The 15050-nt window shown below is 68.0% G+C and carries 11 protein-coding genes; 8 read left to right on the forward strand and 3 right to left on the reverse strand.

The features are described 5' to 3' along the window. Positions 1 to 198 precede the first annotated feature (198 nt). Together IPI67_40185 and IPI67_40190 are read left to right on the forward strand one after the other, a co-directional pair. A complete protein-coding gene (locus IPI67_40185) occupies positions 199 to 1197 on the forward strand; it encodes an Rpn family recombination-promoting nuclease/putative transposase (GenBank protein MBK7586396.1) in 999 nt (332 codons plus the stop codon). Between the two features lie 540 nt (positions 1198 to 1737). Further along, positions 1738 to 2742, forward strand: a complete 1005-nt coding sequence (locus IPI67_40190; GenBank protein MBK7586397.1) for a hypothetical protein — start codon at positions 1738 to 1740, stop codon at positions 2740 to 2742. A 4-nt stretch (positions 2743 to 2746) separates the two neighbouring features. Here IPI67_40190 and IPI67_40195 read toward each other — a convergent pair whose 3' ends face one another. Beyond that, positions 2747 to 4744 carry a BamA/TamA family outer membrane protein gene (locus tag IPI67_40195; protein ID MBK7586398.1) on the reverse strand — a complete coding sequence of 666 codons (1998 nt, stop codon included), beginning with the start codon at positions 4742 to 4744 and terminating at the stop codon, positions 2747 to 2749. 167 nt (positions 4745 to 4911) lie between these two features. Between IPI67_40195 and IPI67_40200 the strand changes: the two genes are divergently transcribed. Both IPI67_40200 and IPI67_40205 read left to right on the forward strand, forming a co-directional pair. Then, the gene (locus IPI67_40200) at positions 4912 to 6645 is read left to right on the forward strand and encodes an ATP-dependent DNA helicase RecQ (GenBank protein ID MBK7586399.1); all 1734 of its coding nucleotides are present in this window, start codon (positions 4912 to 4914) and stop codon (positions 6643 to 6645) included. Positions 6646 to 6686: 41 nt separating this feature from the next. Next, the gene (locus IPI67_40205) at positions 6687 to 8030 is read left to right on the forward strand and encodes a hypothetical protein (GenBank protein MBK7586400.1); all 1344 of its coding nucleotides are present in this window, start codon (positions 6687 to 6689) and stop codon (positions 8028 to 8030) included. Between the two features lie 44 nt (positions 8031 to 8074). On the opposite strand, the gene IPI67_40210 is transcribed toward IPI67_40205, so the two are convergent. After that, positions 8075 to 9442 carry a hypothetical protein gene (locus tag IPI67_40210; GenBank protein MBK7586401.1) on the reverse strand — a complete coding sequence of 456 codons (1368 nt, stop codon included), beginning with the start codon at positions 9440 to 9442 and terminating at the stop codon, positions 8075 to 8077. Then, complete coding sequence (locus IPI67_40215) at positions 9433 to 9954, reverse strand: hypothetical protein (protein ID MBK7586402.1); 522 nt, start codon at positions 9952 to 9954, stop codon at positions 9433 to 9435. The genes IPI67_40210 and IPI67_40215 overlap by 10 nt, the downstream gene beginning before the upstream one ends. Positions 9955 to 10206: 252 nt before the next feature. Here IPI67_40215 and IPI67_40220 point away from each other — a divergent pair, with 252 nt between their 5' ends. The 4 genes from IPI67_40220 to IPI67_40235 all read left to right on the forward strand — a co-directional run bounded on the left by IPI67_40220 (position 10207) and on the right by IPI67_40235 (position 15045). After that, the gene (locus IPI67_40220; GenBank protein ID MBK7586403.1) at positions 10207 to 10605 is read left to right on the forward strand and encodes a hypothetical protein; all 399 of its coding nucleotides are present in this window, start codon (positions 10207 to 10209) and stop codon (positions 10603 to 10605) included. 305 nt (positions 10606 to 10910) lie between these two features. Beyond that, positions 10911 to 11846 (forward strand): MoxR family ATPase, encoded by a 936-nt coding sequence (locus IPI67_40225; GenBank protein ID MBK7586404.1) that lies wholly within the window; start codon positions 10911 to 10913, stop codon positions 11844 to 11846. Positions 11847 to 12001: 155 nt separating this feature from the next. Beyond that, on the forward strand, positions 12002 to 13192 hold the full coding sequence (locus tag IPI67_40230; GenBank protein MBK7586405.1) for a DUF58 domain-containing protein: 1191 nt from the start codon (positions 12002 to 12004) through the stop codon (positions 13190 to 13192). Beyond that, the gene (locus IPI67_40235) at positions 13189 to 15045 is read left to right on the forward strand and encodes a DUF4129 domain-containing protein (GenBank protein ID MBK7586406.1); all 1857 of its coding nucleotides are present in this window, start codon (positions 13189 to 13191) and stop codon (positions 15043 to 15045) included. The genes IPI67_40230 and IPI67_40235 overlap by 4 nt, the downstream gene beginning before the upstream one ends. The last annotated feature ends 5 nt before the right edge of the window (positions 15046 to 15050 follow it).

Here is a 15050-nt window from a genome sequence, read left to right on the forward strand (position 1 = left end):
GCGACTCCCGGCCTGGGAAGCCGGCGCGAGCACGGATTTGGAGGGGGCAGGCGGCGCAGCGGCGCGATAGCGCCGCGAGCAACGACCGGGGAGGCACGAGGACCGCCGTCGAGGCCCAACGCAGATCGGGCGGGCGCAGTGACGGACAACGTCCGAGCGCGCCTGGGATCCCGCGTGCAAGGGAACTAGGATGCCGCCGTGCACAACCACCACGACCGTCTCTTCCGGTACGTGTTCTCACAGCCGGAACACGCTGAGGGTGAGCTGCGCCTGCTGCTGCCCGCGGAAGTGAGCGCGCGCATCGACTGGTCCACGCTACGCGTCGAACCGACCAGCGTCGTTGACGCGGCGCTCGCGGACACGCGCTCGGACGTGCTGTTCTCGGCGCGCCTCGACGACCGCGAGCTCTATCTGTACTTGCTGCTCGAGCACCAGAGCACGGCCGACGCTTGGATCCCGTTGCGCCTGCTGGGCTACATGCTCCGCATCTGGGAGGGGTATCTCGAGAAGCACCCCGACGCGAAGAAGCTCCCCGCCATCGTGCCGATGCTGCTCAGCCACTCGGACGGCGGTTGGTCGGCTCCGCTCGCGTTCCGGGAGTTGCTCGACCTCGACGCGGCGCTGGCGGCCGAGCTGGAGACGTGCATTCCGAGCTTCCAGCCGCTGCACGACGACCTGACCCGCACCGAGTCCAAGGCTCTGCACCGCCGCGCGATGACCGCGCTGGGGCGTCTCTCGCTCTTCTGCCTGGACCGCGCTCGTCGCTCCAGTGACCTGTTGGCCGAGCTCGCTCGCTGGCGCGGAACGGTCGAGGACGTCCTCGCGGCTCCCAACGGCGTGGCGGCACTCGGAGCGGTTTTGCGCTACATTCTCGAAGCCAGCGAGACCACTCCCGAGCAAGTTCAACAGTTGACCCGGCAACTCGGGCCCAGAGGCGAGGAAGCTTTCATGACCGGTGCGCAGATTTTGAGGGCCGAAGGCAAGGCCGAAGGCAAGGCCGAAGGCAAGGCCGAAGGCAAGGCCGAAGGCAAGGCCGAGGGCAAGGCCGAGGTGCTGATCAAGCTCCTCGAGCTGAAGTTCGGCGGGGTGCCCGCGGCGACGGTGACGCGCATCCTCAACGCGCCCGTGACCGATCTCGACCGCTGGGTCGAGCGCGTCATCACCGCGACCACGCTCGACGACGTGATGACCGGCTGACTCGGACGCCTGCTCAGGCGGAGCACGTCCATCGAAACCTGCACGTCAGTCGTGCGATGATGCACCCGTGAGCGGGAGGACGACGAAGCGCGCGGTCCTGGCGCTGTGCGCAGCGATAGCGCTGGTGGTCTCGCCCGGGTTGCAGCCCGCGCACGCGCATCCAATCTCGGAACGACGCGCCCCCTCCATCCGCGCAAGCGCCGGTGGCGTCCTTTCGATCTCACCCGCGCGGCCGGTCTCGGTTCGCCCACACGGCCTGACCGCCGCCGGCGCTTGCCGGATAAGGAGGGGGCAGGCGGAGCGCGGTGCGGTTGCAAGCACATCGCACTCACCGGGCAACTCGGAGAGATCACCGCGGCGCTGTGTGAGACCGAGCGGAGCAGAACCCCGAGTTCCTCGACCTGTACTATCGCCGGCGGTGGGTCCCGGCTCCGGGTGGACAGCTCACCCGCTTGCGCTTGGCGGCGGACCGCAGCTGAGTCGTCTGCGGGCGAGCCTCGTGTCTGTGCGGAGCATCGCGTCGTGTGTATGCTTCGACCTGTGAGATCGCGTGTTGGCCCGGTGTTCGTCGTCGCAGCCACGCTGGGATGGGCCGCGGGTTGCCTCGACATCGGAGACACGCAGCCCGCAGGTGGAGCCGGCGGCTTCGTCGCGACGGGCGGAGCCGGCGCGAGCGGCACAGGCAGTGCAGCCGGCGCAGGTGCGGCTGGCGGCGCCGCCGGAGTGGGGGGCGGCAGCGGCGGCGCGTCGGGCACGGATGCCGGCGGTGGCGCCGCGGTCGGGGGCGCAGGCAGCGGCGGCGCCGGCGGCAGCGGGACGGGCGGCGGCACGTCGTTCCAAGTACGCGGCGTGGTGTTCGACGGAGTCACCAACTGGCTGGACAGCAAGTTCGAGCTCAACGGAGCCACCGACAGCAAACAGGTTGCAGGCTCAATCTGGTTCAAACGCGTGGGTCTCGGCAGCACGTACTGCATCGGTCCAGAGGCTGCGGGCTCCAATTCACCCAACCAGCTCGAGTGGAACGCAAGCGACCAGTTTCGGTTGGTCTGGCGCAAGGCGGGCGGGGGAGTGGCGCTCGACTTTCATTCCGCGACCGTCACCGACACCGCCAGCTGGCATCATGTGCTGTTCAGCGCCGACTTGTCGGACCCCAACACGCGCCATCTGTATCTGGACGGCGTCTCGTCGATCACCGTGGACTTCTACTCGCACACCCTGATGGACAACACCGGCTCGCAGTGGGGCGTCTTCGGCGACAATGGCGGGAACTTGAAATACAAAGGCGAGGTCGCCGAGATGTGGCTCGCCATGGGGACGTACGTCGATTTCTCGCTCGCCGCCAACCGGGCGAAGTTCCGTGATGCAAACGGAAAGCCGGTCGATCTCGGTGCTAGTGGCGCGCTGCCCACGGGTACCGCTCCCATGATCTACCTCTCGCTTCGCCCCGGGCAGGCGGCGAGTGAGTTCGCGAAGAACCGTGGCAGCGGGGCAGGGTTCACTCCGCAAGGTCAGCTGGTGGTCGCGCAGACCTCTCCCAGCGACTGACGCCTCAGAACGCCTCGCCGATCCGCACGAACACGAAGTAGGGCGCGAACGGCTTGCCGTTCTCGAGGCTGTTCTCTCGCAAGATGCGGTACGAAAAGTCGAGGCCGATGGGCACGTACCAGAGCCGCAGTCGCGGTCCGAATCCCGCTGCGACGCTCACGCCGTCGTCGAACGGATTGGGACCCCGACCGGCGGCGCCCGCGTCCACGAAGGCCGCGAAGCCGAAGGTCTTGCGGAAGGGCAGAAAGCGGAACTCGGCCTGGCTCTCCATCAAACCGAGGGCGCCGGTCAGCTCGCTATCGCAGCCGCCCGCTGCCGGATCACAGGTGGCGCTCGGGCTCAGTCGATCGCGACCGAACCCGCGCATGCCGAACGCGCCGCCGCCGAACAGGCGCGCTCCGGGCGCGATGCCATCGGCGCTGGCCCCCAGCACGAACCCGAAGGAAGACCGCAGCGCGAGGGAGCTCTTCTCGCCGAGGGGCACGAACACGCGTGCGTCTGGCGCGAGCAAGAGCGAACGTTGCCCGCCGGCGGACCCGCCCGGGGACCACGCGCTGGTGAGGCCGAGGAAGTGTCCGCTGGTTGGCTCCACGCGATCGTTGCGTGCGTCCCAGATCAACGAGAGCTCGAGGGCGGGCCCCTTCGAGGTGTCCTCGTCGGGCAGGTCGCGGTCGTCGCGAGTCGCCTGGGTGAACGGGCCGAAGCCAATGTCCTTCTCGAAGCGATAGAGCGCGTCCAGATCGAAAAAGACGTTGCTCCCGAAGCGGGTGTGTACGCCCGGGCCGGCCGCCAGCTCGCGGGTACGAAACCCCGGGTAGAGCCGATCACGAAAGCGCCCCGAGAGCCGGCCATCCACACTGCGACCGAAGAGCCCGCCGTGCACGCTGCGCACCAGCGCTTCACCGTAGGCGCCGCTCGACTCGTCGTCGTCGCCGCTCCACAACACGCCGTAGCCGACGCGCCCCTCGAGCACGAGGTGCTGGTACGCGCCGAACAGATTGCGCAGCCAGAGTGAACCTCCCGTGTACACGTCGCCGCGGGTCGGATCGCCCTCGGCACCGGCCCGCAGTCTGAGCTCGCGCGACGGGGCCTCCACCACGACCAACCGGAAATCGATGGAGTCGCCCAGTCGACGCGGCACGAGCTCGCCGTTTTCATCCACTTGCTCCGGCGTGAGCACACCGCCGGGATCTGGGCGTTCGCCGGGCAGCACGCGCTCGATCTGCGCGTTGGTCGGCTTGACCACCACCGACGCGAACGAACCGGTGTCGAGCAAGTCACGCTCGATGCTCTCCTTGAGCTCCAGACTGTAGGGATCACCTGGCCGCACGTCCCCCCGCCACAGGATCTTCTCTTCGGGGATCTTGAGCGCCCCTTCGACGGTCACCGTGCCGATCTTGGTCTTGGGTCCGGCATCGACGAAGTAGACCCAGTGGATGACCTTTTGGATTTTGTCCACGTAGGCGCGGCTGAAGACTCCGGCGTGGCCAAAGCCGTCCCGTTGCAGGTGCCAGGCCATCTCGTGGCGGCCCATGCGGAACTTCTCGAGGTCGATGGGGTCGCCGAGCTCGAACGGGATGAGCTTCAGGAGCGCGGCCCGGTGCTCTGCTGGAGCATGGCGCACTTCGACGGACGCCACGCTGTACGGGCGGCCCTCCGTCACCGTCCAGGTCACGGTCACGCTCTTCTGATCTTTCGCCCAGTCGAGCTTGGGCTCCGCGACCTCGACGTCGAAGTAGCCGTAGGTCTGCCACCACGACACGATGCGACGGCGGTCCTCCGCCAGGCGGAACTCGTTGAAGTAGCGGTGGGTGATCAGGAAATTGCCCGGCCGGAGGCCGAGCAACATGAACAGCTCGCCGTGCGCCAGGCGTAGGTCGGTGCCGCCTGGGCCCGTGAGCACGACGCGCGTGACGACGAGGTCGGTCTCGCCCGGCAGGCGCTCGGGTCGCTCGTGGTGGCAGCCGCTCAGTGCAAACGCACTCAGAACGAGAGCGAGCACCGCCACCGCTCGTCGCCAACACCGTGCCATCGTCTTTGCCAGAGTGCGGGTCGCAGAGTCCCCCGGTCGGAATCCGCGGACAAGGCCAGAATGCGTGGCCGGAGCTAGTGCGAGGGTCACCAATGCGATAGATCCGCCTCGATGCCCGGCCGAGCGCGACCGACCCGATGACTCCCTCGACCCACGCCGAGCTGCGAGAGGTCGTCGAGTCCCTCCACGCCGCGGCAACGGCGGAGCCCCCCGCACGCCGCGATGAGCTCTTGCCGAGGCTCGCGGAGCTGCGCCTGCTCTGGGCACGAAACTCGGCGCTGTTCGAGCCCGAGGTGCTCGGCATGCTGCGCCAGATCTCCGCGGCGCTCTCTCCCGAGCGTCCCGCCACCCGACCACCCATCACTGAAAAACCCGAGACCGTGCTCGAAGAGGTCTTCGGCTTTCCCAGCTTCAGGCCGGGACAGGCCGAGATCATCGCCGCCGTGCTCGCGGGTCGCGACACCGTCGGTGTCATGCCGACCGGCGCCGGAAAGTCGCTGACGTTTCAGATCCCCGCGCGCCTTCTCGGTGGCGTCACGCTCGTCATCTCACCGCTGATCGCGCTGATGAAGGACCAGGTCGACGCCCTGAGCGAGGTCGGGTTGCGCGCGACCTTTCTGAACTCGAGCGTCCCCAAAGAAGAACGAGCGGAACGGGTCGCCCGCATCGCTCGCGGCGAGTTCGAGCTGGTGTACGCGGCGCCCGAGGGGCTCGCCGCGTCCGCGGGCCGCGCCCTGCGCGGCGCCCGCCTGTCCCTCATCGCCGTGGACGAAGCCCATTGCATCAGCCAGTGGGGCCACGACTTTCGTCCCGCCTATCGCGAGCTCAGCGATCTGAAGCGCCGGTTTGGAGACGTACCCGTGCTCACCCTGACCGCCACGGCCACCTCCGTCGTCACCCGCGACATCGTCGAGCAGCTGGGCATGCGCAATCCCGCGCTCTTCCGCGGCTCGTTCTTCCGCCCGAACCTGCACATCGGCGCGCTGCAGAAGGGCGGCGACGGCCAGGACGGGCGGCGGCTGCCGGCGGTCCGCGACGGCATCTTGCGTCTGGTGCGGGCGCGAGCTGGTGAGAGCGGCATCATCTACTGCATCTCGCGCAAGGCGACGGAGAGCACCGCTAGTTACCTGCGTGAGCACGGCATCCGCGCAAAGGCGTACCACGCCGGCATGGAGCCGGACGATCGCAGCCGAGTGCAGGACGCCTTCCAGAACGATGACGTCGACGTGGTCGTCGCAACGATTGCCTTTGGCATGGGCATCGACAAGTCGAACGTGCGGTTCGTGATCCACCGGGACATGCCTCGCTCCATCGAGGGCTACTACCAGGAGATCGGGCGCGCGGGCCGCGACGGGGTGCCCAGCGACTGCATCCTCTTTTACTCCTGGGGCGAGGTCACGACCTACGACCGGTTTGCCGCCGAGGCGCCGCCGGAGGTTGCTCAACGCCAATCCCAGATGGCGCGGGAGATGTTCCGCTTTGCCGAGGCCACCGACTGTCGTCATCAGTCCGTCGTTGCCTACTTCGGCGAGGCCATCGCGCCGTGTGGGACCTCGTGCGACCGTTGCGGCGGGCTCGATCTGTTCGCGTCGATGGCCGCGGGAAAAGTCCCGCGCAAGGGAGCCGCGCCCGCGCCGGTGAACGTCGGGGCCGATCGGGTCCTGTTCGATGCGCTGCGCGCGCTGCGCCGCGAGCTCGCCAAGGAGCGGGGGGTGCCCGCTTACGTCGTCTTCACCGACGCAACCTTGCTCGAGATGGTCGTGCGCCGCCCGACCAGCGAAGCTCAGCTCATGGCCGTCCCCGGCGTCGGCCCGCGCAAGCTCGCGGCCTACGGCGAGGAGTTCTTGAGCACCTTGCGCTGTTATCGCTGACCGGTGGCCTCGGCCAAGGGGCTCTGCTAGACGGCGCCGCTGTGTCCCCTCGATGGTCCGGTCTCGGTCTCGCTTTTTTTCTCTGTGTCCTGCCTGCGTGCTCCGATGACGCTGCACCGCCTGGTTCGAGCGCGGGTGGTGCGGGCGGCTCGGTGCAAACCGGAGGCACGTCCGGCGTCGGTGGCACGAGCGGCGCGAGCGGCGCGGCCGGGAGCGGTGGCGGTGCGGACGCCGGTGCGGACGCGGACGCTGGCCCGAGCGACGACTGGGCCACGTTTCAAGCCATCCTGTCCGGGGCCACGAACGCCGAGGCGGGAGTTGCGAAGCTCGCGGCGAGCGGCGGGCTGCCGGCGGAGGTGCCCGGAGGGTTTCTGTTCGTGCGCATCGATGACGGCAAAGGGCCCTACACGCTCGCGGGGGATCTCAACTCGTGGCAGCCGGCGGCGATGAAGGCCGAGGCGGGCCTGTTCTGGTCCGTCGTGAGTGTGCCCAGCCCGGACGGCTCCAAGTACAAGTTCCAGGACGGCAAGCAGAGCTTCGACGCCGATCCCGTGGCGCGGCGGTTTGGTTACGACACGAACGGTGAGTACAGCCTGGTTCGGGCGAGCGCGAACCACCTCGAGCGCTGGCTCGACGTTGGCGGCACGGGGATCCCCCCGCGCACCCTCCGGGTTCGGGTGCCCAAGGCGAGCGCGACACATCACCTGTACGTGCACGACGGGCAGAACCTGTTCGATCCAGAGGCGATGTTCGGCGGCTGGAAGCTGGATCAGTCTGCCGGTCCGAACACCCTGTTGGTCGGCATCGACAACGCGGGCGCCGCACGAATCGACGAGTACACACCCGTCAGCGACGTGATCTCGGGCCAGAAGGTCGGCGGGCAAGGCGACCTTTACGCCGCCTACGTCAAAGACGTCGTGCGTCCGCTGATCGAGTCGCACTACGGCAAGCCCACCAAGGTCGGCGTGATGGGCTCGTCCCTCGGCGGGCTGATCGCGTTCTACGAGGCGTGGCGTGACCCCGGCGCCTGGGACTTCGCGGCCTCCCTCTCCGGGAGCTTCGGCTGGGGCTCCATGAAGAGCAACAACGAGACCGTCATCGGGCTGTTCCAGAAGGCCGGCAAACAGCCCACCAAGCTCTACCTCGACTCGGGTGGTGGTCCCGGCTCCGGCTGTGTGGACTCCGACGCCGATGGTGTGAACGACGACTCACCGGACGCTGCGGACGCCTATTGCGAGACCGTGCAGCTCCGCGACGCGCTCGCGTCGAAGGGGTACGTGTTCGACCAGGATCTCTGGCACTGGTGGGAGAGCGGCGCACCCCACAACGAGGCCGCCTGGGCGGCGCGCGTGTTTCGACCGCTCGGAGACTTCGAGAAGCTGTGAGCCTCGCCGGGGGGCTGTGCGGATCTTGGATGACTTCCGCGATTTCACCGCGAACGCCGCGGCCCCGCCGGCGTTCGCGAAGCCGTGGGTTGCTCGACCGTGGGTTCCTTGCCGGCCTCGCGGGCTCGTTCGATGATTTGCTCGGCGCTGCCCATCTCGCGCCGATACGCGGCGAGGGCGGCCTGCCTGCGTGCCGGCGCCGCGGCTCGGTCCTTCACCAGGCGCTCGACCAACTTGCGGTCGCGCGGGGTGAGCAGCGAACCGTTCGACCCGGAGGTGTGATTCAAGATGGCGCTCAGGGTCTTGGCGTTGTCTCGCGCCCGTTGCTGCGCCGACACGCTCGGGACCTTGCCCGACACGACCGCGGAGCCTGCTGAGAACACGGCGCTCAACACCGCGGCTCGAACCAGTTTCGCGTGAACCTCCTCCATCTTCGCGTTGGTGGCGCGGATCTCGGCTTTCACCCGCGCCTTGCTCGTCTTTGCCCAAGCGCGCTCGCGCTTCTGGTCGACGGCCGCAATGGCGTCGAGGCGTCGGGTCCTCGCTTCGATCACTCCCCGCAGATCCTCGGCGACCGCCCCGGCCTCGTTCCGCTCGGCTTGTTCCAGCCGGGCGAGGGTCGGATCCATCGCTGCGCGACGAACCGCGACGCGGTGCTCGTGATAGCGGTTCCAGTAAGCCGTGCTCCGACTCCCGAAGTAGCTGCGCAGCCGCGAGACGAAGTCGGCGTGACCCGTGCGCAGGGAGATTATTGCGGAGTCGACGAGGCGATTCTCGCTGCAGTCTCCGCAGTGGCCTTGGAGCCCGTACTTCAGCACCGGCTTCTTCACGCCTGGTCGCTGCGCGATCAGGTCGATTTCCAGCAGCGCCGCGTTCTTCGCGCTGCCCGAAGCCACGAAGAAACCCAGCATCAACGGTAACGGAACGAACGCCGATTTTCGCAAGCTGCCGAAGCGCCGAATGGTGCCGGTGAAGACGAGGTCGTACTGGGCTTGGTCCAGCGGGTCGAACGCGACTTCGGCGAAGCAGCCGGAGTCAGCCAGCTCGGCCCACAGCGCGATGGCGAAGATGCGCCGGTCATCGTGCACGTACTGGGCCTTCGCCGAGCCGGCTTCGGTCGGCCCCGTCATGCGTTCCTGCCCCGTTGCAGGCATGACGAGGACGCTGCCGAGCGCGGCGATTCCACTCTCATCGACACCCGCGAGGCTGGCTTTGCGCGCGTCTTTGAACGGAGTGACCGCGACCCTCAGCGGCGTCTTGCACGCTCGCATCTCGGGCGTTGGGTGCCCGTCCTGGTGCATGAAGGCCGTCGACGTTCGATAGGAAACCGTCTCTTTGAAGGCGCCGCATCCGGAGCCAAGAACGAGCACGGCAAACAGGAAGCAAAAACATGCGATGCGGTTCAATTGCACTCGACCTCCACGTTTAACGACCGGCAGCTGGCGGAGAGCTCGGGGCTGACTTCGAGAGTCGTCCCGGTGCTGACGAGCTCGACGGAGCTCGGCTTGCCAAAGTGTGCGAGTGCGCGGCTCTTCAACGAGACCTCGGCCCCCTCGGCGGGGAGCGGAATGTCGACGTGGAGCCTCGTCTCGTCTTTGCCGGCCTTGGTGTAGCTCGGGCGCAGGTTCTTCGGCATTGGTGCGACCTCCGCCCGGGCCGGCCGGGCGAGGGTCGCGACGCGTGTGCCCGCGACGCTCACCTCGATGGGGGTGCCCCGCTTGGCGCAGGCCGCCGCGACCTGGACGCGCAGGGTGGAGGTGCAAGCTGCGTCGCCCGCGAACAGCTGGGTCTCGTCGACCGACAGCGCCCGGATGGCGGGCGTGCCTGGGCGGACCGACCAGGTCTTGACCCCGCAGGCGAACAGCGCCCCCACACAGAGCAGAAGGCCCAACCTGTCTCCGCGAAAAGCACCGACCGTCGCCATTTGCGCATCCTTTCGAGCCACGCAGTGCTGCGCTTGGGGCTCGGGGTGGGGGTCGGCGCGGCGCTAGGGCGAGTTGCGCCTTTTTTCTTCGTGAAGGCGAACGGCGGGCTGAAGCCGAAGCCGTTCAACTTCGGCCGAGTGACGCGGCCGCTGTGTGCGACAACGCTGCGGGGGGTGCGACCGGAGCCGACCCCAGTTCCACTTGTGGTCGATGCGGCTTCGCGATAGGTCGGACGCCTCAATAGGTGTGCCATGACCCATCCCGCTCTCTCCGAGTTCCTGCTCAGCCTGCCGACCATCGAAAAGCGGCGGAAACTCCTGGTGCTCAGCGAGCTCATCTACAAGCCGACCGGTGAGAAGGTCACGGAAGCGTTTCGGTACTTCAGGTGCGACATTGGGCAGGTCGCGGCAGCGGCAGTGGCAGGCGACTTCGTCGCGCTGACGAAGCTGCCTTACGCTCTGGATGAGGACGGCGATCGCGACACCAGTGGGGTGCTGATCGACCTGGCTTACACGCCGTCAGGATCGTTCGTGGCGGTGCAACCCGTCGAGTACCAGAACTCCAGCCCCACGCCCGTCGCCGCAGCGCTGGTGCTGGAAGGCCCGGCGGGTCAGGCCGTGATCACGCCGGCCAAGGCGCTCGGGGACTAGGCTCGGACCCGTGTTTCGCCCGAAAGGGCGGAGGCCGAGTCAGAGCCGAGTGCGCGTGGGCTCCGGGTGGTTCCAGCGCGAGCGCGCCCGCGTCGTGGCGCGGAACGTCGCCGATTCGAATTGAATCACCGCGTCGATTGCCGTCGTCGGGACCGGTGACGCGAGCGCACCGAGCAGCAGCGTCAGCGAGGACTCGCGCAGCGCCAATCGTTGCCATCAACGGCAACAGCGCAAAGGCCTCAATCCGGGAGCATGGTCAACAATCCGATTGGGGAGCCCACACAAATCTGCAAGACTTGCCGGAGTTGGTCGCGCATCACGAACTCGTCAAGAAGCTGCGCGCCGGTCTGAGCCAGGTCCTGCGTGGCAAGGAAGCGGTCATCGAGCTCGCGCTGATCGGCATCTTCGCCGGGGGGCACGTGCTGCTCGAAGACGTGCCCGGTGTCGGGAAGACGACGCTCGCGAAGGCGTTGGCCAGGTCCTTCGGCGTGCGTTTCACACGCGTGCAGTTCACGCCCGATCTCCTCCCCGGCGACATCACCGGCTCGTTGGTGCTCAACCCCGAATCGGGCACCTTCTCCTTCCATCGTGGGCCGATCTTCACCAACGTGCTGCTCGCGGACGAAATCAATCGCGCCTCGCCACGGACGCAGGCCGCGCTGCTCGAAGCCATGAACGAGTCCCAGGTGACCGTCGAGGGCGAGACCCACGCGCTCGATGCACCGTTCTTCGTCGTCGCCACCCAGAACCCCGCGGACTACCAGGGCACCTACCCGCTGCCCGAAGCCCAGCTCGATCGCTTCCTGGTGCGAGTCTCGATTGGCTACCCAAGCCCACCCGAGGAGCTCCAGATGCTCTTCGCCCGACAAAAGCACGATCCACTCGACGATCTCGTGCCGCTGTGCAGCCAGAGCGAGCTCATTGGCATCCAGGAGGCCGTCCGCAACGTCGAGCTGAAACCACTGGTCGGTCGTTACCTGCTCGCGATCGTCGAGGCGACCCGCGCTGACACGGAGCTCAGCCTCGGCGTCAGCCCGCGCGGCTCACTCTCGCTATTTCGCGCCGCCCAGGCTCACGCTTTCCTCGACCAGCGCGACTACGTGAGCCCCGAGGACGTGAAAGCCATCGCGGTAGCGACCTTGTCGCATCGAGTTGGCCTCCGCGACGAGGTCCGCTACGCCGGCGGCGACGGCGCGGACGTCATCACGCGCATCGTGTCCACGGTGCGGGTGCCCGCGTGAGCGCGGGAGGTCCAGGCCAGGACACTCGCTCCCCATGGTTCCGGCTGCGCGCGGTGAACTGGGCGCGACTCAACTACGTGCTCATCCCTTCCGCGCGTTCGCGCCGGCCCATTCGCGAGCCGCTGGGCGAGCCCGCATCGCCGAGAGGCCGCTGGGTGTGGCGGCTGTATCGCGCGTTCACGCGCGAAGGCCGCTGGCTCTTCTCGGCCACGCTCGTGACCGGCGCGTTCGCCGTCGACGTCGCGCACACCCAAGTCTACGTGTTGTTCTCGGTGCTCGCCGCGGTGATGCTCGCTTCGCTGGTCGTGAGCCGATCGTTCCGCTTACCGCCGCTGGCGCTGCGCGTGCATGCTCCGGTGCGTGTGTTCGTGGGCGCGGAGGCGTCGTTCGTCGTCGAGTGCACACGCACCGGCCCCGGCCCGCGCACCGCCCCGCTCCGGGTCGATGGCCCGTTCCTGCCGTATTTCGGCCGCTGGCTCGAGCGAGCGGAGCCGATCTCCGAGCTTGGCTCCGATACCCCCGCAAGCACGACGCTGAGGGCGCGTTTCCTCGAGCGTGGCGATCTGACGCTCGGCCGCTTTCGGGTCAGTGCACTCGTCCCATTGGGTCTTCTGTCGGGGCCACCGCTCGAGAGCTCCCCGCTCCGGCTGCGCGTGGTGCCACGACCCGCCAACGTGCGCGGGCTCGACCTGCCCTTGGCGACCAAACACCAACCGGGCGGTGTGGCGCTGGCATCGCGGACCGGCGAGTCCATGGATCTACGCGGCGTGCGTCCCTATCGCAAGGGCGACCGCATTCGCGATCTCTCGGCGCGCACCTGGGCGCGGACTGGCAAGCCGGCAGTTCGTGAGTACCAGGAAGAGTACTTCACCCGCGTCGGTGTGGTGCTCGACTGCGTGGGCACCGAGAAGCGCTCGGCGTCGAGCGACGAGACGTTCGAGGCCGCGGTCTCCCTCACGGCCGGGGTCGTCGCCCATCTGGGTCGCGGCGATGCGCTCGTCGACCTCCTGGTGACGGGCGGGGAAATCCACGCTCTGACGCTGGGGCGCAGCCTGGGGTTCCTCGAACAGGCGCTGGATCACCTCGCGGTGGCCGAGGTCGATACCCGCGTGGATCGAACGCGACTCTTGCAACTTCTCACGCCGTACCTGGCACGCCTCTCCGCGGTCGTGATGATCGTCGATGGCTGGGACGAAGCGCGCGAGGCCTTCGTGCGAGGCATCGAGAAGAAGGGCGTGCGCGTGCATGGGGTGGCGGTCGGAGCCCCCGCGAAGACCGGCGGCGCTGGTCCAATGAGGACGGTTTCCATCGAGAGCATCCGTCGCGGTGAGGGACTGATGCTGTGAGCGCACGTCTTCTGGCAACGCTACCGCTGCTCCTGGCGACGCTCCTCTTTGCGACCGGTGGCGCCCCGTTCTTTTGGCCGCTCGGTCTCGCGGTCGTCGCAGTCGCAGCGGTAGTGCTGCCCTGGCGGTCGTCTCTGACGACCTTCGGGGCGCTGCTCTGGATGATTGCCGGCGCAGCGGTTCCGATCCTCTGGGTCAGGACCACGACCACGGAGCCCGGGTTGGGACTCTCGGCGGCGCTCTTGTGCGCGAGCATCGCAGTCGTCCGGCTCTTCTTCAAAGACGCGCTCTTTGGACGCAACTTCGACCGCGCGCTCGTGCTCGTCATTTGCATCGCGGAAGGCATCGGCGTGAAGAGTGCGGCCTACCCGTACCTGACCGTGCTCGTGGCGCTGAGCTTGCTCGTGGATGCAGCCGGCGGAGCTGCCGCGCTCCGGGCTTCGGCACGTACGCCGCGCGCCGCCGCGAGCGTCGTTCTCCTGTCCGTCCTCTTCGCGACGTTCTCTCTCGTTCTGCTCCCGGTGCTCGACCGCGCCACGAACCAGCAGTTTCAGGCGTTTTTTGCCCGGAAGATGCGGCGCACGGGCTTCACACCCCACGTCCGGCTGGACCAGTCCGGGTTCATCACGACGAACGAGGACATCGTGCTCCGGTTGCACGGCCCGGGCGCAGACTACCTTCGGGGTGCCGTCTTCGATTCCTTCGATGGTGCCTACTGGACCGCGTCCAAGCGCAGCCCGCCAGCGTCGAGCGGCGCCGCAGCGACGGGCCCACGCACCGACGTCGAAGCGGCCGAACCGAGTCGCTGGCTCTTCTCTCCGCGAGCGTCACGGATCGTGAGCGACACGGCGTGGGAGGTGGATGCACTCGGTTCGTTTCGCCCGAGAGACCCACGGGGAGTGGGTCAGTGGACGTTCGAGCCCGTACCCGAAGCGCCAGACCCGCCTACGCCCGCTGATCTGAGTGTGCCCGCAGGCTTGGTGCCGAAGCTGGAGGCCCTCGCACTTTCGTGGACCTCCGGAGCCGTTGGCGATCGCGCGCGCGCGAACGCGCTCATCCGGCATCTGCAGACTGATTTCGTGTACAGCCTGGCTCGCCCGGCCGTTCCACATGGCCAGCTCGAGCTCCTCGATTTCCTGTTCGTGCATCGAGAGGGACACTGCGAGTTCTTCGCTTCCGCCTTCATCGTTCTGGCGCGGGTCTTGGGGATCCCGGCGCGTCTGGTGGCGGGGTTCCGGGTCGTCGAGCGCAACGGGTTCGGAGGTTATGCCGTCGTGCGTGCGAAACACGCTCATGCCTGGGCGGAGGCCTACGTGACGGGTGACATCACTCGCGGCGGCCAGTTCGAGGTCTTCGACGCGACGCCCGCTGGCGTGGAGAGTCTCACGGAGACGCGCAGCCGCACGGCGTCTGCCTTCTTCGACTACGTTCGGACCTCCGCCGCGGGCCTCTACGACCGAGCGGTCGCCGCGCCGGAGCGGACCATCCCCGTGCTCGGCGCCATCGCGGTCGGCGCCTTCATCGTGCGGACCCTGCGCAGTCGTCGTCGCAAGGCCAATGGCCCTGCAGAGGTGTTCGACGCGCCGCCCCCCGCATTCGTGAAGTTCGAGGCTCGCCTCGCCGAGCTCGGCTTCGTACGCGAGCGCGCCGAGACCCTGGAGTCCCTCGCCGAACGACTCTCGCGCGCGGAGCGCGAGGCACATGCCCAGGCGCTTCGCAGCTACGCGAGGGCGCGCTACGGCAAAGGAGCGGTTTCAGAGCGCGAGCTGGCCGCGCTTCTCGACGTGGGCGGCACTGGAGTCGGCTCGGGGGCCCGAGAGAGCGCACGACGTCTCGGTTCAAGAGATGTTTGAATGCT

It is taken from the genome of Myxococcales bacterium (genome assembly GCA_016706225.1).
Lineage (GTDB): Bacteria > Myxococcota_A > Polyangia > Polyangiales > Polyangiaceae > JADJKB01.